Genomic DNA, 19684 nt, shown 5'->3' with positions numbered 1-19684 from the left:
GGGCATCGAGGGCCGGGTCAGTGGAACGTGTTGGTCTGGGTGTTGTGGTCACCCACCTGCACACCCTTGTTGCCATGCAACAAGACCCGGTACTTACCCGCCTGGGCCCTGTCAGGATCGGTCAGCTCCAGCACCTTCAGCGCCGCCGCCACCAGCTCCTCGTCCTCCCCAGCACTTGCCGCGGCCAGCGCAGCGGTGAGCTCCCGCCGCCCCACGCCGTCGCCTCCGTCCTCGGTCAGCGTGACCGCGTCGGCTTCCACCAGCTCCACAACCTCCGCCGGCACCGCCTTCGCCCGGCGCAGCGCACGCGCAGCCAGCGTCTTCACCCCGGTATAGGCGTCCTTGACTGCCGCGGACGCCGTCTCACCCGCACCCGCCGCAGCACCAGCCGCCAGCGCCGCCACCACCAACTCCACCGACTCGATCACACCAAACCCCTCACCTGGACCCGGGACCCTCAGCTACCAGTATCGACCGAACAGAGCAGACCGCTACAAACCACACCGAACTGACTACACCTCCAACATCCGCTCGTGCCGCTTACCGGTCGTTCAGGAACGCGGCGTTTACCAATCGCCAGCACGATAACCTGTTCCACCTGCCGGTGGTCCCACGACTAGGGATGTGGTGGCCTCACAACAGTGGCAGACGACGCCTACGGGATTCGACCGAACTCGGCGTAATACGTCGAACCGTCAAGAAGTGCTCGATGCGCCAGGCTAACCCGCCGAGCCATTGACGGGCGAAGGTGTTGTTTGGCAGCGTCAACGTGGAGGAACTCAAGACGACCGACCTCGTTGGCCGCCGGTCGAATCGCCTCGATCTGCTCGACACTGAGGACGCCGCCGTCAAAGATGAACTGGACGCTGTCACGCCACACGCCATGAGTCGGCATCCAGTCAACGAGTAACAGCCTGCCAATCTGCAAGTCGACCCCAAGTTCCTCCCGAACCTCGCGGTAGCAAGCGGCTAACGGCGACTCTTCATCCTCGGTCAAGCCTCCCGGTATGTCCAGAAACGGCTTGTAGGTCGGCGATATGAAGAGGATACGACCCGAATCGTCACGGATGAGCACGCCTGCTGCAACGTTCTTCCGCGGCAGCCGCTCGGCGATTCCCAGGTTGAACTCGGGCTCTGGATCGCCCTCGTCCTTCAAATCGTGCTGGAAGACTGTGCGATCACCGCAGTGGTTGGGCTGCTCATGCGTCAAGGTGCCTCACTTGGTAGGAGCGTGGCCACCGTCTCCGTCAACTCGCGTACAGGCCGCAGCTGCCGATGCCCTTCAAGCTGGCTGAGCAGGTCGCGGACGATGTGATGCGAGCGTTTCGAGTTGGCGGCCGCAGCGGCTTCGGCCGCCATCGTGCCATAGTGAGCACATCGCTCGACATCCCGTTCGAGCAGGGCAGCCTTGGCGCGTTGCCCAGCCGCGAAAACCTCGCGACGTACCTGCCCCTGGGTCTTGTCCGCAAGGACCTGCAGGTACGGTTCCGCCGCGCGAACGTCTCCAAGATCGAGCCATGCCGAGCTGGCGAAGCTCGCAAGGACCGCGTCATCCCAGTGCGCCATCCAGTAGGGCGTCTCATCTGCCGAACCGTGATGGTCGTACGACTTCTCACCTCGACGTAAGGCCTCAGTGCTACCCCTGTGATCACCAAGGGCTGCGGATGCAGTTGCTTCGAGCATGGCAGCTTCGGTCTTCACTGCCGCGACGGAGCCGGACGGAGCAGTCTCCTGTGCAGCCCGAGCAAGTGTCAACGCCTGGTCAGGTCGATCAAGGTACAACGCCTGATGGCTCATGGTGGCGAAAACGAACGATCCGTACGCAGGGTTGCCTGCTTCTTTGGCAAGCCGGAGGGAGTGGATAAAATAGTGCTGCGCAAGACGGTGAAGCTGAGCGTCATAAGCCATGTATCCGATAACCTCGGCCAATACTGCCGAAGCCTGGAATAGTTCACGCCGCACCGAATCAGATGCAGGCCTCCGAAGTGTCGGCAACACACGACTCGTCAGATACTTCACAGCCAGCCCGCGACAGTAGTCGCCGCCAAACTGGCGGTCGAGCCGATCAAGCGCAGTGGTCGTCGCTTTAATCTCGTCGATGTCGCGCACGCTTGCCGAGGCTCCGGTCGTCGGCACGTCGAAATCCTCCGCACCGAAACGCCAAGCGCGGACCGCCTGGGCGGGCAACCGCCCCTCAAAGACACGCATACCAGGCTTCGTGTCCGCCCCGTTGTCAACGAGAGCTACTGCTTCCAAGGTACTCAACGCATCATCAAGCGACTGGGCGTAGCGGGGCGACGTCGTCAGCTCTAATGACGGAGCCTGCCGGGACGGCGAGAGCAAGACCTCCAACTCGTCCAGGCTCACTTTGAGCACCTGGGCAATGCGCGGCCGCCGGTACGGATGCGGGGTCAAGTCGCCTCGTTCCCAACGCCCTGCGGTGGAGAACTCCACCCCGACTGCTCTTCCGAAGCTTTCTTGGGTGTAGCCCATCTGCTCGCGCCGGTGAGCGAAGGCATCTCGCCGGTCCCCCATGAACATCACCTCACCCGTCGGTCACCGTCACGATAGCCAGCTATCCATCAAGTCTGATCACCCGCTCGATGAGCTGCACCCGTTCGGACTACGAACCCGCATTGAGGTGTTTGCGCAGGTAGAGCCTAGTGGCGCCTCATTGCCGCCTTATAGCCGCCTCCTTGCCGCTCTGGCCGCTGCTTGATCATCGAGCGTTCACTAGCTTCCCTGCAATCCGGAGGAGCCCGAGCCGCACGGGGTGGACGCGCGACGTCTGCGGATGTGGGCGTTTCGCTTGGCAACTCAACAGCGGCGCACCCACAGCAACTTGTGTCTGACGACCCGGAATCGGTCGCAGGCGTGCGTATAGCGCTGGCGTCCACCCGCCTGCACGGAGGAGTCGTTCCATGCCCCACCCGCACGATGCCGTCTCTACGGCTCAGCTTCACACCGTCAGCGGCGTCGACTATGCCGACGTGTTCGCCGCCGCTGCCGCGTGGTTCGCCGCGCCGGCCCAAGCTGACGTGGCGATTTGGAGCCTTGAGCTTGACCAGCAAGGTCGGCTGTACATCGAGTCCGACGAACGTCTCTATCTCGAAATCTATTATCAGCGCTTTGATAAACCGCGGCTCCTACAGGGGTCGCATTGACCGGGTCGACAAGCGCACCGGTGCTGGTTTTCTGCCCGCCTAACACAGCAGCGGTTCGAAATCTGGGCAGGTCAGCGCGGGCAACGATCTATGAACGCCCCATCGCCGCCGCATAGCCGCTCTGGACCGTGACCTGTTACAGACGTTTAGTTAATCAGCGCCTACCAGCTGGACACCGTGAGGCTCACGAGAACGCTTTGACAACCTGCGCGGATGGCAATCCGACGCAACAAATAAATTAGGGACTCGCTGACTATTGGAGTAATTATGCTCTTCCAGCGATTCGTGGCGCCACGCGCGTCACGATACCCAAAGACTCAGCTCGCTGTGCCGTGTTTGTTCGTGCAGCCGGTGTGTCGACGGGAATGGAGTAGGGACACCGCACGAGGTGGTGCCGCATGACAAACACCAGATCTTGGTCCATCGCGTGCCGTGACGTGACCGGCCGTGAACGGACGCTGTGTGTTGCCGTGCGCGACTCGGAAGTCGTGGTCGTGGCTCCCCCAGGAGAGAGCGCAATCCTCGACTGTGGGGCCGCCGCGAAGTTCCGCTCTGCCGTCATGAAAGCCACTGAGGTGGCGGCCACACCCGCGCCAGCCATAGCTGGCGCCGTCACGACAACGGACACGGCGAGCACGGCGGAGCAGAACCTTGGCGGTCTTCCCCCAACCGTCGAGGGGCGCCCTGCTCTGTCGTCATGTCGCGGCGGGACCACGGCCCCGGTACCTGGTCCCGCCGCGATCCCCGCCACCAGGGGTGAGGGCACATGATCCCCTTGAGCATCACGGCGAGCGCCGCGTTGGCGTTTGTCTGTTGCCTGTTGCGGATGGCGTGGCGGCGACGACAGCAAGCCGAGTCCGCCTATGCAGGTTCGCACCGCCGCGCGCCGCGTCAGCCGCCCAACCGAGTCCTGCGGTACGCGATCGCGACCGCCGGGACACACGGTCTCGGCTTGGTCAGGAAGGCCGAAGGCCCATGAGGCGGCCATGTCCCACCGTGCCAGCCGCCGCCTTGCTTCGTCGACTGGGCTGGCAGCACCGCAGGGTCGACTGCCGCGACGGCGACGGCCAGCGGTCCGCGCTGCACCTACGGCGGCGGACTTCCGCGGACGTCGAGATCGAGCTGCCCGGCGGGCGACTCGCCCGGTTGACCAACGTCGAGGCCGGGCAGCTCCGTGCGGCACTGCGCGACGTCCTGCTCGCGGATCAACCGTCGCACCGAGCGGGGGCCGTCTAGCCAGACCTCGCAGGGTCAGGCTGGCTTTCCCGTGGCGCCTTATCGGCTGAGCACGTCCGCGACACCGACTGCGGCCGGGCGGGAGCGGTTACACGACGCCTCCCGTTCGGCCGCGCCCAACGCCCAACTCACTCAAGGAGGACCGAATCATGACCGCCATCATCATCGACGCCCCACCCGCCCAGGCTGAGCCGCAATCCGGCCAACGTGTGCGGAACTACCGCGACTTATTCGCGTGGCCAACCACTATCGACAGCGTCTCCGGCGACGTCTGCCTCCAGCTCGGCACCATCGTCGACGCGCTCATCATGCGCGCCGGGTTCGCCGGGGAGGTCAACGATTCTCTTGCGCGGCACATGTTGCGCGCGCCCATCATCGTGGTCCCCGGCGACCCCGGCAACTGGATCTTTCTAACCCAGCCACGCACGACGATGCGGAGGTCGTCCTGGGACGAGCTGGTGCGCCTCCGGATCGGTTGGAAACGGCGCGGCGACACCATCGTGCTTCCCGCTTTGGACAACATGGACGAGGGCGTGCGGTGGCTTGAACGGCCACGACCCCACGTGGCTCTTCCGCCGTGGACCGCAGTGGTCGGCGCGGCCCGCTCGATGTCCTCGCCGTGCGGGACGTGGTGAGCGTGCCGATCGACTCGCCTGCTCACCGGCACCCGCGGCACGCCATTGTGGTCGCCTCCGGCGGGCTGGACTCCACTGTGCTGGCGTACTGGCTGGCCGCGCGCGGGGCCGAGCTGACGCTATTGTCTTTCGATTACGGTCAACGGCACCGGGTCGAACTGGAGTATGCGGCTGAGATCGCTCGGTTGCTGGACTGTCCACATGAGATCGTCGACCTGGCGATGCTCGGCAGTCTGCTGGCCGGTTCTGCCCTGACCGACATTGATGTGCCGGTGCCCGACGGGCATTACACCGACGAGTCGATGCGGGCGACGATCGTCCCGAACCGCAACGCGATCATGCTCGACATCGCTGTCTCGCTTGCCGTTGTCCGTAAGGCCGACGTGGTCGCGTTCGGCGCGCACGCGGGTGATCACGCCGTCTATCCGGACTGCCGACCGGAGTTCGTTGAGCGGTTCACCCGGTCTGCCCGCACCGCCAACGAGGGACTTCTGGTCGGCGATTTCGAACTTCTTGCCCCGTTTCTTACCCAGAGCAAGACCGACATCGTCCGCGTCGGTGCGGCGTTCGGCGTGCCGTTCGAGAAAACGTGGTCGTGCTACCGGGGCGGGACGACGCACTGCGGGACGTGTGGGACCTGCACCGAACGCAAGGAAGCGTTCCAGCGCAACGACATCCCCGACCCCACCAACTACGGCAGCGCGTGAGGAGGTGACGACAATGACGGAGGCGGAGCCCAGTTCACCGGTTGGGCCTGGGCGGGGCCGTCGTTCCCGGCACCACGGCTCGCGCGTGTCGGGTAGCGAGCCGGTACAGCGTGGCGAGGGGATCGTTCCTGCCGCCCAAGCACCCAGCACGGTAGCGCACCCGGACACGACCGCGCCAGCACCCTCGACCGCTGGACCGCAATCGCACTCGCTGATGCCCCTGCTGTCCGAGCCGCGTCTGCGCCGCGCGTTGCGCCAGTGCGGCCGGCGAGCCTCCGCCCCTGGCGCCGACGGCATGACCTGGGGACGCCTTCGCAGCGAGTCCCACGTGCTGCTGCCACAACTGGCCTTCGAACTCGCCGAGGGCACCTGGCGGCCCGGACCGGTCCGAGAGGTACAGCTGCCCACCTACACCGGCAAACAGATGTACACCTTCATCCCCACCGTGCGGGATCGCCTGGTGCACCGTGCGCTGCGCAACGCGCTGGAGCCGGTGCTGGAAGCTAGCGCCTTCCGCAGCTGGGTCTCGGGATTCCGCCCGCGCCGCAATCGCATCACCGCCTTGCGCCAAGCCTCCGTGCATTATCAGGCAGGCTTGCGATGGGCCGCCGATCTCGACGTCGCTTCGGTCTCCGAAGGCGCGACGGTCGACGAGGTCATCGACTGGCACGCCGAGCATATCCACGACGGCACCTTCCTGACCCGCTTACGTCGCGCACTCGCTGCGATGCCGAGCCCGATCGCGGCGGGCTCCGGCCTGGCACCCATGCTGATCAATCTCCGGCTGTCCCAAGTGGACAAGAGAGTGACAGGCCTTCGAGTCGTCCGCTTCGCCGACAACTATGTCGCCTTCGCCCGAACTCGCGACGACGCACAGGAGGCGTTCTACGCCATCAGCGACGCACTCTTGCAGCTTCGGTTACGGCCCAACGAGCGCAAGAGTCGCATCCGCGAAGACGCCAACGTCGAAGACCTGTTCCTGATTGGCGGCTGAGGCATGAGCCTGGAGTGGCTCGAAGTCACCGGCGGAGTCTGCGCATACGGGGACGCCGGGCGTCCCGTCACGGTCCCCACCCTGTTGTGGACACGCACCCCGCTTACCTGCGGGCACCTGCCGAGCGAACAGCCTGGTCTCGGGCCACGGTACCCCGTCACCGAGATCAACCACGCCGACGCGACCCGGATCGCCGAGCGCTTGGGCGGTCGACTGCCGCGCTCGGTGGAATGGGAATGGATGGCGGCCGGATCCGGCCGCCGCCGCTGGCCGTGGGGTGACGTGCCTTGGCAACCGGCGTTCGCGAACCTGCGTGATTCCCTGTACGACACGGTCACCCCGGTCGACACGCATCTCGCCGGAGCCACACCCGAGGGCATGCTCGATGTCGCGGGCAATGTGTGGGAGTGGACCGCCAGCACCGCGATGAGCGACGGAGTCGTCATCCGGGGTGGTTCCTACGCCTCGCCACCGTTGTACGCGCAATGCACGTTCCTCAACGCCGCCCCCGCTGAACTACGCTCGCGCGGCATCGGCATGCGGGTGGTGCGCGAACCATGACCCTCCAGCCGTCCCCCACGCGCGTCATCGCACCCGACCACGGGTTGATCATCCTCAACTGCTCGCGGCGCAAGATCGTCACCGCCGCGCCGGTCGCGGCGCTCGACCTCTACCAGGGTGGGTGCGTCCCGAGCGCGCGAGAACATTTCGCCGCGGACGCCGCTCGCCGAGCTCGGATTCGCATCCTGTCCGGCGCCCATGGCCTCCTGCGCCCTGAGGCGCTGCTGAGCACCTACGACCACCGGCTCACGACTCGGGCCGAAGCCACGCGTCTGCACGAGCGGACGGTCGCCGCGCAACTGGACACCGAACTCGCCGACGCACCGTCGCTGCGGCACGTGCTGATCCTGGTCGAGCCGCTGTACCTGCACGCTCTACAACGCGTGTTCGACCATCCCGCCCAATTCCGGCAGATCACAATCATCCCGGATCCGAGGGCATGGCGCGCCGCAGTGCCCCACCTCCGGGACTGGGGGTGGGCGTGACCACATTGCACCAGGAATTACTGCACCGCAACAACTTCCACACCAGCAGCACCCGAAGCTGGGAAGCCGTGTCCGGGATCGGCTGGCACGAGCCCACGCCGTCAGGCCTTCCACTGGCCGCCGTGCGTACCCTCTCGGTCGTCATCCCGGCCCACAACGTCGGCTACTGCCTTTCGGCCGTGCTTAACGCTTTGGAAGGGCAGCACCACCGGTACAGGTTCGAGGTTATCGTCGTCGACGACGCCAGTACCGACACCACTGCCGCCATCGCAGCCGTGCATCCGATCGTCACCACCGTCTTGCGGATCCCTGAACGCGCGGGCGCGGCGACCGCGCGCAACCTCGGCACCGTGCTCGCCCGCGGGCAAACCATCCTCTATCTCGACGGCGACATGGTGCTGCCTCCGCACGTGATCACCGACATCGCCGCCCGCGCGACCGACACCACGGTGCTCGTCGGGTTCCGCCACAACCTTCCCTACGACCTGCATCAGGGCGGACGGAGAGTGCTGGCCGATCACCCGGACCTCGCGGCGGACCACCGAGTCGTCTGGCGGCCGCCGGTCGGCCGCCCCTTGCTCTACACCGGCATCACGCTGGACAAGCGCCTCGACGGCCGTCCACTGGATCACACCCACGATTTCCTTGACCTCGGCTACGGCCGGCGCTATGTCGACTGGGACCTGCCCCGCATGGTCGTCACCGCCCTTGTCGCCGTTCCCCGCGCCGCCGTCCTCGACGTCGGAGGGTTCGACCCCGAGTTCGGGCGGATCGGCTGGGGCATGGAAGACACCTACCTCGGCGCGTGCCTGATCGCGTCCGGGCTGCTGGTCATCCCGCTCCGGCAGGCCGTCGGGTTCCACCTCGATCCACCGGACGCCGAGCAGCAGTGGCAACGCAAACTCGCCAGCTGGCACGGCACCCTCGCCCGCTACTGGGACCTCATGCGGCGTCCCGCCCCGACTGGCCGCTCTCATTCATTCAAGGCCGGAATGACCAAACTCCTGCACCTCTGCGAGGTATTGCGATGAATGGCCCGATCTCACTGACGCTTGGCTACTGCCTCTTCGGCGCCGGGCTGCTGGTCGGCAGGCTGACCCGCCGCCGCGCCCCCGCAGACGCGACAACGAAACCGGTCTGCGGGTGTTCTCACGGGCTTGAACACCACGACCCCGAGTCCAAAGAGTGCCGCGGCGAGATCCTGCACAGGGACGCGCGCAGTACAAGTGGCATCTACATCGGCAACCAGTGGGTTGCTTGTACCTGCCGCCAGTATGTCGGCCCGAAGCCGTTCGAGGAACTCTTCGTCTCGCCGATGCTGCCCCCGCAGGACACGGCATGACGGCACCACGCACCACCACGACACGCACCTTCGCGGCGCGAACAGACGGCGCCGAGAGCGTCGTCCATGATCCGCTCACCGGCCTGACCCACCGCGCTGGCACCGCACTCGGCTCCGGGCGTGTCCGGTTGTCCGATACCGACGTCGCTTCCTGGCCGGAAGTCCACCCGGCGGCCCTGCACGCGGACGTGCCGATTAGCGTCTGCTGGTCGCCCCTGGTTCGCTGCAACCTCGCCTGCCCTCACTGCCTGGACGACAAATCCGTGCCTGAACTGGCCCGGCCCGATCGGTTCCGCGTCGCGAACCTGCTCGCCGAGTCCGCGGTCCTGGGTGTGGACATCTCCGGTGGCGAACCGCTGCTGTTGCGCGACTTGCCCGAGTTGATCGACGTACTCGTCGCGGGCGGCTGCGCGGTCAGCGTGACGACCAACGGAACACACCTGGCCCGCCGCGCCGAAGCCCTGGCCGCCCGCGTGGACGCCATACGGGTGAGCCTGGACGGCCCGGACGCCGAACGCCACGACCGGTGGCGCGGTGCGGGCAGTTTCGATCACGCCATCGCCGGAATCCACTCGGCGGTCGCCCAGGGCATCCCCACACAGATTCAGGCCGTGCTCCTGCGCTCCACGGCGTGGGCTGGCATCCGAGCGATGGTCGACCTGGCCGCCGCGCTGGGGGTGAGCGGGGTGACCTTCCTGCAGATGCTTCCCATCGGAGAAGGCGCCGCCCTGGCCGTCACCGAGCAGCTGACCGATGACGAAGCTCTCGCTCTCCTCGCCGAACTGAGCACCACCGCGGCCGTGCCCATACGTCTGCGTACTCGCGAGGCGGCCGGAGGCTTCACGGTGATCCGCGCCGACGGCCAGATCTGGCGCAACCAGCCGGGCGCACACGCCATCAGCTCCCTCCGCCCCCTGCACATGGCCAGCGATCTCGCCTTGACCGCCCGGGACGGCTCAGCGTGAACAGCTCCGCGGACGGACGTCGAAAAACTGCCCAGCTCGCAAGCACGCGCCACGTTACGGAGGACAGAACATGAACACGCCAACGAGCGATCAGCTCGACCAGTTCGCGCACGCCTTGGGCGAACTGCTGCGTTCCGCGCGGAGAGAACGCGGCTGGACCCGCAAACAGATGCGTGCCGCGATGTGCGTAGGCGACGATGAGCTTTCCCTGCAAACGCTCGCCAGCTATGAACTCGGGACGCGCCGGCTATCCGTCGAGCGGTTGATCGAAGTATGCGCCGTGCTGAAAAAACAGCCAGACGAGCTACTTCGCCGCGCGACCACCCTCGCGTTCAGCGGTCACTACGGCACTCGCATCACGGTCGATCTCCTTGGCCTCGCGCACACCACCGATCCCAGGTTGCGGCCTCTCCGGCGCTGGGCGCAGGTCCGGACCCAGCAATCCCCGGCAGAACGGGCCCTGGTCGAAGAGCTCGACGCCACCGCGCTGTCCGCGATGGCCGACATCGCCGCAATCACCGAGTACGACCTCGTAAAGGCCCTGCAAGAGCTCCGTATCCCCCACGACCCCATTCGGCTCGCCGACGCGATATCCCCTGCCCTGTAAGGAATAGACCCGCGAATGACCACACCACAGCGCGACTTCGATCACCACCGGATCTGGCGCATGACACCGGAGGTTCTCCACGACGCCGCCACCCTTCTGACTGACGCGGTCCTGCGTGATCACTCGTCGGTCGAGCGCGTCATCGGCATCGCCAACGGTGGTGTCTCGCTCGCCCACCTCATCGCCTCCACGCTGAGGCTGAACGCCCGCATCGTCCGCGCCCGCCACAACACCAGCGACGACGCCTACCAGCAGGCCACCGGCAACGTGTCCCTCGATCTCGCCCCGCTGCTCCGCGGCCTCAACGGTCAACAGCTCAAGGGCCGCGTGCTGGTGGTGGACGACATCTGTGGCAGCGGCGCCACCCTTCGCCGCGTCCGCGACGACCTCGCCCCCTTGCTCGGCCCGGACGCCCAAATCCTGACCACGGTCCTATGCCTCAACACCGGGGCGACCACGCTGCCGGACTACTCGATCTGGACCGTCTCCGACTGGGTCGTCTTTCCCTGGGAACAGCCACCCGCCGACCACACCACCACAACACTGCCGACGCCGGAGGAGGTCGCCCGCCATGTCTAGCGCGCCCCCGCTGACCGTCGCGTTCGTCCTAGCCTCCTACACCCCGAACGCGCCGGCCGGGATCGAACGCGCCACCGCCGCCCTCGCACACGGCCTGCGCCAGCTCGGCCACCGCAGCCTCATCCTGACCGCCGCCCCCCTCACTACCCGGGATGACACTGTGCTGCGGGTGGGCTCGGTGGGCGTCACCTTCCCCTGCGACGACGACGAGCTGCGTGACGCGATCAGCGCCCACGGGCAGGACGCGCTGCTCGCCGCCGAACTCTGCGAGGTGTACCGCGAGCACCGGGTCGATGTCGCCGTCTACACCGACTGCTTATGGGGCTTCGGCAGAGCCGCACCGATCAGCCGGGCGCGCACGGTCCTGGCCATGCACGTCGTCGGTCACGACAAGGACCTCGAGCCCGCCCTGGACCGTGCCGACCTGGTCATCGCACCGTCTCGGACGGTTCTCGATCAGGCACACGGTCGCGGCTACGACACCGGCGGTTGGCAGGTCGTGCCCAACGCACTGCTGCACGACCCGGCACCGCCACCCGAGTCGCGACGGGAGGCACTGCGACGGCATGGCCCGATCCGGATCCTGGCCCGGCTCGGGCCGGAAAAGAACGTCCGGGCTTTGCTGGACGCCGGACGGCTGGTCGGCCGCACGGTCGAGGTGATCGTCGGCGAGGCCGGGTTCGAGGCCAGTGGCGGCGGCCAGGCGGCCGAACTGGACCGGTGCCGCTATTCGGCGGCCCACCTCACCCTCGGTACCGTCCACGGCGGTGGCCTCGACTGGGGCCGGGTGCCATCCTGGCTCGCGCAGGCCGCGGTGGTGATCGTGCCCTCGCTGCGAGAGACCTTCGGGCTGGTCGCGCTCGAGGCCATGGGTGTCGGGACCCCTGTCGTCGCCTTCGACGTGGGCAACCTGCCCGCCCTGGTCGGCACCGGTGGCGACGCGGGCGGAGTGATCGTCCCCCGATCGTGGGGCGAACACGGCCTCTGGCGCGCCGCTGAACAGCTACTCGCAGATCCAGTACGCTACGCACACCTATCCAGGGCTGCGTACTACCGCTCGCGGGACTATCTGCCCACCACAGTCGCCGAGACATTCGTAAAGGCGGTGCGGTGATGCCTGCTGGCGTCCCTTTGCTCCTCGTAGACGGTCACAACCTGCTCTGGCGCGCGGCGTTCGGGTTCCCCGCCGCGATCCTCTCCCGCGACAAGACCCGCGATCTCACAGCCGAGTTCGGGTTCTTCGCCCTGCTCCGCGTCGCGATCCGCGAGGAGATGGCGGAACCACCGGAGGTCCTTGTTGTGTTCGACGGCGAGCACGGCGCCGCCGACCGCAAGGACAGCGACGCCGACTACAAGGCCAACCGTGTCCTCGACGAGGCCGCCCTCAAACCCTTGCGCGCGATCCCACACGTCCAGCAGGCCCTGACCGGCTACGGCATCCACTGGATCGAGATCGACACCGCCGAAGCCGACGACGTCATCGCCACCCTCGTCGCCACCACCCGCGAACGCGAACCCGGACGCCGGGTCTGGATCATGTCCGGCGACCGCGACTTCTACCAACTCGTCGACGAACGCGTCCGCGCTCTCAACACCGTGATGAAACGCGGCCGACGGCACATCGGCCCCGCCGAGGTCACCGAACGCTACAACGTCACCCCGGCGCAGTGGCCCGACTTCTGCGCCCTCAAAGGCGACCCCGCCGACAACATCCCTGGCGTGAAAGGGATCGGCGCAGGCACCGCGGCCACGCTCCTGGCAGGCGGGCTGCACCTCGACCAGCTCACCGACTCCGGACGACTGACCGGCGCGAGGAAAGCCAAGGTCGCGGAGACCTGGGACCAAGTACTCGCCTGGCGCGAGCTCATCCGGATGCGCACCGACCTCACGCTCCCACACCACCCAACCGGCGATCCCACCCGAGAACTGCCCAAGCCCGCCGACGTCATCGAGAAACTCGGACTCTGGTGAGCCGCGTGCCGTTCACCCCGCCGGCGTCCGTGCTGACCGTGATGGCCCACCCCGACGATGCCGAACTCTGGGCCGGCGGAACCCTCGCACGCTGCTCCGCCTCCGGGACCACCGTCACCATCGCAGTCCCGCACCACAACGAACCAGGACGGGACACCGAAGCCGCGGCAGGCGCGGGGATCCTGGGTGCCACGCTGTACCAGTACGACCAGCCCACTGCGACGACACTGCGCAAACTACTGCTCGCCGTCCGGCCCGAAGTCGTCATCACCCACCCGCTCCGCGACGCCCACCCCGACCACCGCGCGGTCGCCGACACACTCGTCGCAGCCCTGCCCGACGTCGTCATCGCCACCGGGCATCCACGCCGGGTCTACACCGCCGATTCCTACAACAGTCTCACCCTCGACGGCCCTGTTCCCGCGCACACGATCATCGACATCACCGATACCTACGAACAAAAACAGCGCGCCCTCGCGGCGCACGCCTCCCAGCCGATCACCGACCACTTCGGGCCGATGGCCGAGACACTCGCACGTCTATGGGGAGGCCGCATCGGCGTGAACCATGCGGAGAACTTCGTGCCGCTGCCCGTACTCGGACGCCTCCCCGCCGCCCCCAATTTGTGATCAGCTGAACCACACCGTGCAGCGAGCCCTCGATATTTATCGTAAGGGCAATAGAGTCCAGACGCGCAAAACTCGCCTAGGATCGACTCCCGTGCCGGCCATCGCCTTCGGAGTGACCGGCGGCCCGAACTGACATACTGGTTCGCCTGGATAAGGAGGACAGTCAGTGCATGTGCTGGTCGTCGAGGACGATGAAAACCTTCGGTTGGCGATTGGTGGTTCGCTGCGGGACGCGGGCATCTCAGTGGATACCGTGGCCGACCTTTTGGGTGCCGATCTCGCTCTCGCCGCAACTACATACGACAGCGTCGTCTTCGAGCAGTCGTTACCCAGCGGCGACGTCCTCGACTATGTGCGAGCCCGACGCTCGAACGGGTGGACCGTGCCGGTGATGGTCCTGACCAGCAGGGACGCAAACGCAGACCGGTTCGTGAACCTATCGCAAGATGTCGACGACTTCCTGATCAAGCCCTTCTCCATGGAAGAGCTGATCGCGAGGGTGCGCGGACTCCGTCTGCGATCGGCGAGCAGTACGCCATCGGTCTTGCGCGTCGGAGACCTCGAAATCAACCAAGAACGTCGCGAGGTACGCCGGAGCGGTGTGCTGCTCAAGATGACCAGAACGGAGTTCGGCGTCCTCGAGCGGCTGGCCGCCCAGCCGGGGCAACCGGTGTCAAGAACAGAGTTGGTGTCCCACGCCTGGGACGAGCTGGCCACCCTCCAGGACAACGCGTTAGACGTGGTGGTCGCTCGGCTGCGCCGGAAGCTGGGCCGGCCCATGCTGGTACAGACGGTGCGGGGATTTGGCTACCAGCTGGTGAACGACCGGGCAACGGGGGCCGCGACGATTTCGGAGAACCTGACCGGTGAACTACCTGCCCAGCGCAGCGTCCTTCCCGTGCCGGATAGACGGGGCCATGTCGATACCGCGGTGACGTTCCCAGTAACGATCTACCTGGATGACGAGTCCGCCCACCGGCATGTCCAGGCGGCGGTGGAAGAACTAATCTTCGCTGCTGATGCTGAGATCGTCGATCGGGACGATCCCCAGCTGGGTTCATGGTTCCGGCGGATGCGAGCTAGAACACGAGCTGCGGCCACGTCCGGTCTCGCGCGAGAAGCCGCCGCCACAGCAGCGCACGCGCTGGACGCGCGGCTGGTTCTCGCCCAAGACGCCAGCGTCACCGCGATGATGATGCAGAACCTCGGTCCAGTCCTGGCATCACTGGAGACGACCAAGAACGCGGTGATACGAGTCGGCGCGCTGCTCATCGTGAAAGTCGAGGGGACTGTCGCGGTGCACCAGCTCACCGCCGTGCAGCAACTGCTCCTCGACCATCATCCACAGTTACTCACCTCCCCTCAAGACATCCTCACCGCGCTGCGCCCGATCACGGACAGCACGGCTGCTGCCGCTCTCACCGGCCCGCCGGTGACAACACCGGACACCATGCAGAACGTCCAGCCGCCACTCCTGAGCCACAACTCCAACCACCCAGATGACCTGGATCCTCCTAAGTCGCCAGGCCAAAATGACCTGGCGAACCCACCCACCTGATCCAGACCCTTCTACAGCCAACTACAGCACCCAACTGGCCAACTGAGGCGCTCAGTCACATCATCATGCTCGTTGCTGTAGAGGCTGCGAAGCCGTCGATGGGCGAATTCCGGTGGCGAACGTGCCCGCCCGTGGCTCCGATCAGGCGGAGGCCGACATCCATGAACGAGCGAGGCAACCGTCGAAGTCCGTGACAGACGGTTCTGACCTGTGAACGTTGCCATCGCAAGAACCCGCCCTGGTGAACACGTGCCGGCGAATTGGGCCCATTGGCGTCGCACGGTTTCCCTGGTCAAGGTGATCGACGCGGTGTCGACGCCTCATCGACGCCTCATTGGCGCTCTGGATAGCGCAAACCACCCGGCGTTGACTGAGCCGTGGTGTACGGCGGAAGGCGCCCTCCCGCCCCTCGACCTTCCGCCGCAGACCACACCCAGCTTGGCGAGACGAGCGCGCTGTGCGCACTCGCGGTGAAAGGATCCGGCACTCACGATGTACGACACGGAGGCAATCGGGCCGACTATCGTCGGCCAGGCGAAGCCCACAATGGCAGCTGCCGCGCCGACAGCTCACCAGATCAGCATCGAGCACACCTTCGAAACCGCGCACCGACTGCCGCACTTGGGAGGCAAGTGCACCAGCCTGCATGGACATTCCTGGCGTGTCACGGTGTCCGTGTTCGCTCCAACGTTGAGTACCGACGGCACCGTCGTGGAGTTTGGCGTCCTCAAAACCGGAATCCGGCAGTGGATCGACACCCACCTCGATCATGGCACCATGCTCGGCGCCCGGGACCCATTCGCTGTGTACCTCGACACTATGGGGTCCAAAGTCTTCCGCTTCGGCGCAAATAGCTGCGACACGGTCGACGATACGGAACTGCTCGCCACTGATTTGCCTTGGCCGACTGTCGAAGCGGTCGCGGTGTTGCTGCGACGAGTGAGCCAGTCCGTGCTCGTCGCGCTGCCTTGCGCTCCCGCAGCCAGCGTCGGCAGGGTGTTCGTACGTGAAACGCACCTCAACACCGCGACCTTCGGCCCCGCGGACGTGCCGTGAAACTACCCGTTTCGTCCGATGCCGACCGCGACCTCGTGGTCAACGAAACATTCGGCCCGACCTTTCAAGGTGAGGGGCCAAGCACCGGTCGTTACGCGCACTTCATCCGCCTGTTCGGCTGTCACCTGTCGTGTACCTGGTGCGATACCCCGCAAACCCATGACGCGACCCGCTTCGACCTCGCCGCCGAGCAGCGGATGCTCTCGATCGAGGACATCCTGTCCTGGCTTGCCGCCGATCCAGCCGACCTCCTGGTTGTCACGGGCGGCGAACCGCTGCTGCAGGCGCGTGTTCTGGAGCGGCTGCTGTGCCCGATCCGAGAGCGTGCGCTCGCTGCCGATATCGAGATCGAGACCTCCGGCACCGTCGCGCCTACGAACTTACTCACTTCGGCGGTGACACGGTTCAACGTCTCGCCGAAGCTCATGCATTCGAGGCTGCGTCGCCGTCAACGCATCCGTCCCGCGGTGTTGCGCGACCTCGCTGGCACGGGGAAGGCCGTTTGGAAGTTCGTCGTCCAAGAGATCGATGACTTGGACGAGGTCCAGGAGCTGGTTGGAACCTACGACCTTCATCCAGTCTGGATCATGCCGGAGGGCCAGGACAGCTCCACTGTCCTGGCGCGGACGCGGATGCTGGCCGAGCCGGTGCTCGCGCGCCGATGGCACCTATCTACCCGACTTCACACTCTGCTGTGGGAGAACGATCGTGGCCGCTGATGCCCACTTCCGAACTCACCGATCCAGACTTCGCGCAGTACTCCTCCCGTCTTCCAACGACAGGTGGGCGAGGTGAGTACGTCGCCGCCACAGTGACTTGACCTGCAGCACGCGGCACTGGCCCGGTTCAACACCGCGTCCGCAGCGCGATAACGAGGAACTCGATGAAAACGTCCAAAGGTGAATACTTTTCCAGCGTGAAGCGGAGGGAGATCGGCGCCGAGTTGCGGCGCATCCGAGAGCGTGCTGGGTACCTCGGAAACGATATGGGCCGCATGCTGGAGTGGCCCAACTCGGCGGTGTCGCGTTTGGAGCACGGCAGGTGGAAGGCACCTGACGGCAAGATCGCGCTCTACCTCGCGCGAGCGAAGGCCACGACCGCGGAGTTCGACCGCCTGCTGGCGCTGGACCGCGCCACCGACGACGGCTATCAGGTGCGGCCACATCCGCAGGAGGTTCCTGATGGCCTTCTTGCCGTCTCCCTGCTCGACACCGAAAGCATGTCCTGCACCACCTACGACCCCTGCGGCATTCCCCGGCAGCTCCAAACCGAAGCACACATCCGCCTCGTCCTTCGCCGCCACGGGCACCAGGACGGGTCAGAGTTCGACGCCGCCGTCCAGGACCGCCTCCGGTGGCAGCCTCACTCCAGCCTTCAACGAGGCCCGTTCACGTTCTACGTGCCCGAAGCGGCCCTTCTCACCGACCTTGGGAGCCCAGAGGTCACACGCGACCAACTGGCACATCTCGCCGTCCTATCCTCAGCACCCCGCTGCCGCATCCACCTCATTCCCGCCGACGCGCCCGTGGCCGGCATCTCCACCGCGTTCACCGTGTACCAACACGACGAACACCCGCCCGTTCTCCACCTTCAGCATCCCACGTTCAGCATCTTCCTCGAACAACCACACGACCTCGCCTACTACGACACACAGCTGACGCGCCTGGCGGAGCTGTCCCTCAGCCATTGGTACACCACGGAGTGGCTCGTCCGAACACTGGCGGACCTCGATCATCGCCTGGAACCTGACCAGACACGCATCCCCGGCCACCGAGACGCTGCAGCGAGGTCCGGGACATGAAACTCCCCTACGCAGTCGACGACGACCGTGCAGCCGTCACCGCGGTCGGCCACGAGATCAACCGGCCGGACCCGGCGCGCTGGCAGGCGATGACCACCGACGACGAGCGACTCCGGCAGACCCACCGCGCGCTCGGACTGCTGATCAAACAAGTCGAAGTCTCCTTCCTGCAACGCAAAGCCGACCTGTGCGCTGTCGAGGGCACGTACAAGGACCGCCAGCGAGCGACAGTCGAGTACGAGGAATGGAAATCACGCACGATCCATTTCCTGAACCTCGCGCGTGAACGCCGCAGCAGCCTCACACGCCGCGTCCGCCTGCTCAACGAAACCCATGTCATCGGCGACCTGAGAACTGCGTTGCAGACACTCGTGCGGGCCGTCACCGACCACCGGGACGCGATCCGCTGCGGCAGCCGGAACGAGACGACCGCGGACCGGATGCTGTGGCTGCAACTCGACCTCCTGCACCACACCGCCCAGGAGGACCACCCGCCCGATCGTCCGGCTCCCTGCGCTCATCGGCGACCGTGACACCCGCCGATATCGTCCGCCAAGGCCTGCCCTGGCAGGCCGCTCCTCCCTTCTCCCAGAACGAAAGTAAGCATCGTGAGCAGCGCCGACACCCGCCGCGACCTTGAAAACGTACGACAGACCATCACCGACAACATCGACGCCTCCCAGAAGGCGATCGAATACCGTTGGGAGGAAGCGCAAGCGTTCTTCGCGGCATCGGTCGCCGGATACAACAACCTGGCCGGCGTGGACCAGGTCTTCGCCCTGTTCGCCAGAGGCAACGAGGTCCTGATTGACTTCCTGGCCGTGCAGACGACTCTGAGCACAACCCTGATGAGCATGCAACAGCGGCTATGAATACACGGTGATATCCACTGCGCGGATACCCACCCACCTGTTGCATGTCCACAGTGAACTCGGTCGCCGTGACGACCCGGCTGGCCATGGTTTCTTCGCACTTGTTGCGCTTGCATCAAGCAAGCGACGCCACTTCGTCTCTGTGACATACCTGCATCCACAGGTGGACCAGCCTGGGAAGCAGATCCTGTGAGGTGATCATGAATCGTAAGACTGCGGAATTGGTGCGGGAGCTGACCGCCTGTGCCACGACCATTCCACCGGCTGTGACTGCGCTGCTCGCCAACCGCCTGTCCGTCCGGGAGCAACGCGCCCTCGCCGACCATCTGGCGACGGTGGCTGGGCTTCTCCGGACGTTCGCGTCCGAGCAGGAGGAGTGGAACTCACCGAGCCCGGCACCAGAACACCACCTCGACGACAAGGACGACTAGGGCGTGTCCTGCGGATCTTTTCCATGATCGTGTGCAGATGATGGATTGTGGTGGGTCGTGGTGAGCTGACGGACAAGGCCTGGGCGGTGAT

General features: G+C 65.9%; 25 protein-coding genes. 22 read left to right on the top strand and 3 right to left on the bottom strand.

Going from position 1 to position 19684, the window contains the following annotated elements; genetic code table 11:
* Positions 1-17: 17 nt before the first annotated feature.
* The 3 genes from ACIBTM_RS39265 to ACIBTM_RS39255 all read right to left on the bottom strand — a co-directional run bounded on the left by ACIBTM_RS39265 (position 18) and on the right by ACIBTM_RS39255 (position 2535).
* Positions 18-428 carry a hypothetical protein gene (locus ACIBTM_RS39265; protein WP_395882212.1) on the bottom strand — a complete coding sequence of 137 codons (411 nt, stop codon included), beginning with the start codon at positions 426-428 and terminating at the stop codon, positions 18-20.
* A 227-nt stretch (positions 429-655) separates the two neighbouring features.
* Positions 656-1210 carry an NUDIX domain-containing protein gene (locus ACIBTM_RS39260; protein WP_395882211.1) on the bottom strand — a complete coding sequence of 185 codons (555 nt, stop codon included), beginning with the start codon at positions 1208-1210 and terminating at the stop codon, positions 656-658.
* Entirely contained in the window at positions 1207-2535 is a 1329-nt protein-coding gene (locus ACIBTM_RS39255; RefSeq protein ID WP_395882210.1) for a helix-turn-helix domain-containing protein, read from the bottom strand. Before ACIBTM_RS39255 ends, ACIBTM_RS39260 begins: the two co-directional genes overlap by 4 nt.
* 386 nt (positions 2536-2921) lie before the next feature.
* On the opposite strand from ACIBTM_RS39255, the gene ACIBTM_RS39250 reads away from it, so the two are divergent.
* The 22 genes from ACIBTM_RS39250 (at position 2922) to ACIBTM_RS39145 (ending at position 19593) form a co-directional block, all read left to right on the top strand.
* Complete coding sequence (locus ACIBTM_RS39250) at positions 2922-3164, top strand: hypothetical protein (RefSeq protein WP_395882209.1); 243 nt, start codon at positions 2922-2924, stop codon at positions 3162-3164.
* Positions 3165-4160: 996 nt separating this feature from the next.
* Entirely contained in the window at positions 4161-4400 is a 240-nt protein-coding gene (locus ACIBTM_RS39245; protein WP_257489633.1) for a hypothetical protein, read from the top strand.
* A gap of 149 nt (positions 4401-4549) precedes the next feature.
* The gene (locus ACIBTM_RS39240; RefSeq protein WP_395882208.1) at positions 4550-5035 is read left to right on the top strand and encodes a hypothetical protein; all 486 of its coding nucleotides are present in this window, start codon (positions 4550-4552) and stop codon (positions 5033-5035) included.
* A gap of 2 nt (positions 5036-5037) precedes the next feature.
* Positions 5038-5742: a 7-cyano-7-deazaguanine synthase QueC gene (queC, locus tag ACIBTM_RS39235; protein WP_395882207.1), complete on the top strand. Its 705-nt coding sequence runs from the start codon at positions 5038-5040 to the stop codon at positions 5740-5742.
* 328 nt (positions 5743-6070) lie between these two features.
* A complete protein-coding gene (locus ACIBTM_RS39230; protein ID WP_395882206.1) occupies positions 6071-6736 on the top strand; it encodes a reverse transcriptase domain-containing protein in 666 nt (221 codons plus the stop codon).
* Positions 6737-6739: 3 nt separating this feature from the next.
* Complete coding sequence (locus tag ACIBTM_RS39225; protein ID WP_395882205.1) at positions 6740-7297, top strand: formylglycine-generating enzyme family protein; 558 nt, start codon at positions 6740-6742, stop codon at positions 7295-7297.
* Positions 7294-7782 (top strand): DUF6884 domain-containing protein, encoded by a 489-nt coding sequence (locus ACIBTM_RS39220; RefSeq protein ID WP_395882204.1) that lies wholly within the window; start codon positions 7294-7296, stop codon positions 7780-7782. Before ACIBTM_RS39225 ends, ACIBTM_RS39220 begins: the two co-directional genes overlap by 4 nt.
* Positions 7779-8813 (top strand): glycosyltransferase family 2 protein, encoded by a 1035-nt coding sequence (locus ACIBTM_RS39215; protein ID WP_395882203.1) that lies wholly within the window; start codon positions 7779-7781, stop codon positions 8811-8813. The genes ACIBTM_RS39220 and ACIBTM_RS39215 overlap by 4 nt, the downstream gene beginning before the upstream one ends.
* Complete coding sequence (locus ACIBTM_RS39210; RefSeq protein WP_395882202.1) at positions 8810-9124, top strand: hypothetical protein; 315 nt, start codon at positions 8810-8812, stop codon at positions 9122-9124. The genes ACIBTM_RS39215 and ACIBTM_RS39210 overlap by 4 nt, the downstream gene beginning before the upstream one ends.
* Complete coding sequence (locus tag ACIBTM_RS39205; RefSeq protein ID WP_395882201.1) at positions 9121-10089, top strand: radical SAM protein; 969 nt, start codon at positions 9121-9123, stop codon at positions 10087-10089. The genes ACIBTM_RS39210 and ACIBTM_RS39205 overlap by 4 nt, the downstream gene beginning before the upstream one ends.
* Before the next feature lie 70 nt (positions 10090-10159).
* Positions 10160-10696 carry a helix-turn-helix domain-containing protein gene (locus ACIBTM_RS39200; RefSeq protein ID WP_395882200.1) on the top strand — a complete coding sequence of 179 codons (537 nt, stop codon included), beginning with the start codon at positions 10160-10162 and terminating at the stop codon, positions 10694-10696.
* Between the two features lie 15 nt (positions 10697-10711).
* Positions 10712-11275: a phosphoribosyltransferase gene (locus ACIBTM_RS39195; RefSeq protein ID WP_395882199.1), complete on the top strand. Its 564-nt coding sequence runs from the start codon at positions 10712-10714 to the stop codon at positions 11273-11275.
* Positions 11268-12389 carry a glycosyltransferase family 4 protein gene (locus tag ACIBTM_RS39190; protein ID WP_395882198.1) on the top strand — a complete coding sequence of 374 codons (1122 nt, stop codon included), beginning with the start codon at positions 11268-11270 and terminating at the stop codon, positions 12387-12389. The genes ACIBTM_RS39195 and ACIBTM_RS39190 overlap by 8 nt, the downstream gene beginning before the upstream one ends.
* Positions 12389-13246: a 5'-3' exonuclease H3TH domain-containing protein gene (locus ACIBTM_RS39185; protein WP_395882197.1), complete on the top strand. Its 858-nt coding sequence runs from the start codon at positions 12389-12391 to the stop codon at positions 13244-13246. Before ACIBTM_RS39190 ends, ACIBTM_RS39185 begins: the two co-directional genes overlap by 1 nt.
* Positions 13247-13251: 5 nt before the next feature.
* Positions 13252-13875: a PIG-L deacetylase family protein gene (locus ACIBTM_RS39180; RefSeq protein WP_395882196.1), complete on the top strand. Its 624-nt coding sequence runs from the start codon at positions 13252-13254 to the stop codon at positions 13873-13875.
* A gap of 166 nt (positions 13876-14041) precedes the next feature.
* The gene (locus ACIBTM_RS39175) at positions 14042-15433 is read left to right on the top strand and encodes a winged helix-turn-helix domain-containing protein (RefSeq protein WP_395882195.1); all 1392 of its coding nucleotides are present in this window, start codon (positions 14042-14044) and stop codon (positions 15431-15433) included.
* Between the two features lie 492 nt (positions 15434-15925).
* Positions 15926-16489, top strand: a complete 564-nt coding sequence (locus tag ACIBTM_RS39170) for a 6-pyruvoyl trahydropterin synthase family protein (protein WP_395882194.1) — start codon at positions 15926-15928, stop codon at positions 16487-16489.
* Positions 16486-17208 carry a 7-carboxy-7-deazaguanine synthase QueE gene (locus tag ACIBTM_RS39165; RefSeq protein WP_395882193.1) on the top strand — a complete coding sequence of 241 codons (723 nt, stop codon included), beginning with the start codon at positions 16486-16488 and terminating at the stop codon, positions 17206-17208. The genes ACIBTM_RS39170 and ACIBTM_RS39165 overlap by 4 nt, the downstream gene beginning before the upstream one ends.
* A 164-nt stretch (positions 17209-17372) precedes the next feature.
* Positions 17373-18290, top strand: a complete 918-nt coding sequence (locus ACIBTM_RS39160; protein WP_395882192.1) for a helix-turn-helix domain-containing protein — start codon at positions 17373-17375, stop codon at positions 18288-18290.
* Positions 18287-18823, top strand: coding sequence for a hypothetical protein (locus tag ACIBTM_RS39155; protein WP_395882191.1), 537 nt, complete (start codon positions 18287-18289; stop codon positions 18821-18823). The genes ACIBTM_RS39160 and ACIBTM_RS39155 overlap by 4 nt, the downstream gene beginning before the upstream one ends.
* A 75-nt stretch (positions 18824-18898) precedes the next feature.
* Positions 18899-19162: a hypothetical protein gene (locus ACIBTM_RS39150; RefSeq protein ID WP_395882190.1), complete on the top strand. Its 264-nt coding sequence runs from the start codon at positions 18899-18901 to the stop codon at positions 19160-19162.
* 200 nt (positions 19163-19362) lie between these two features.
* Positions 19363-19593: a hypothetical protein gene (locus tag ACIBTM_RS39145; RefSeq protein ID WP_395882189.1), complete on the top strand. Its 231-nt coding sequence runs from the start codon at positions 19363-19365 to the stop codon at positions 19591-19593.
* Positions 19594-19684: the final 91 nt, after the last annotated feature.

Source organism: Amycolatopsis sp. NPDC049868 (genome assembly GCF_044461365.1).
Taxonomy (GTDB): domain Bacteria; phylum Actinomycetota; class Actinomycetes; order Mycobacteriales; family Pseudonocardiaceae; genus Amycolatopsis.
This window is presented reverse-complemented; position numbering and strand designations above follow the sequence as displayed.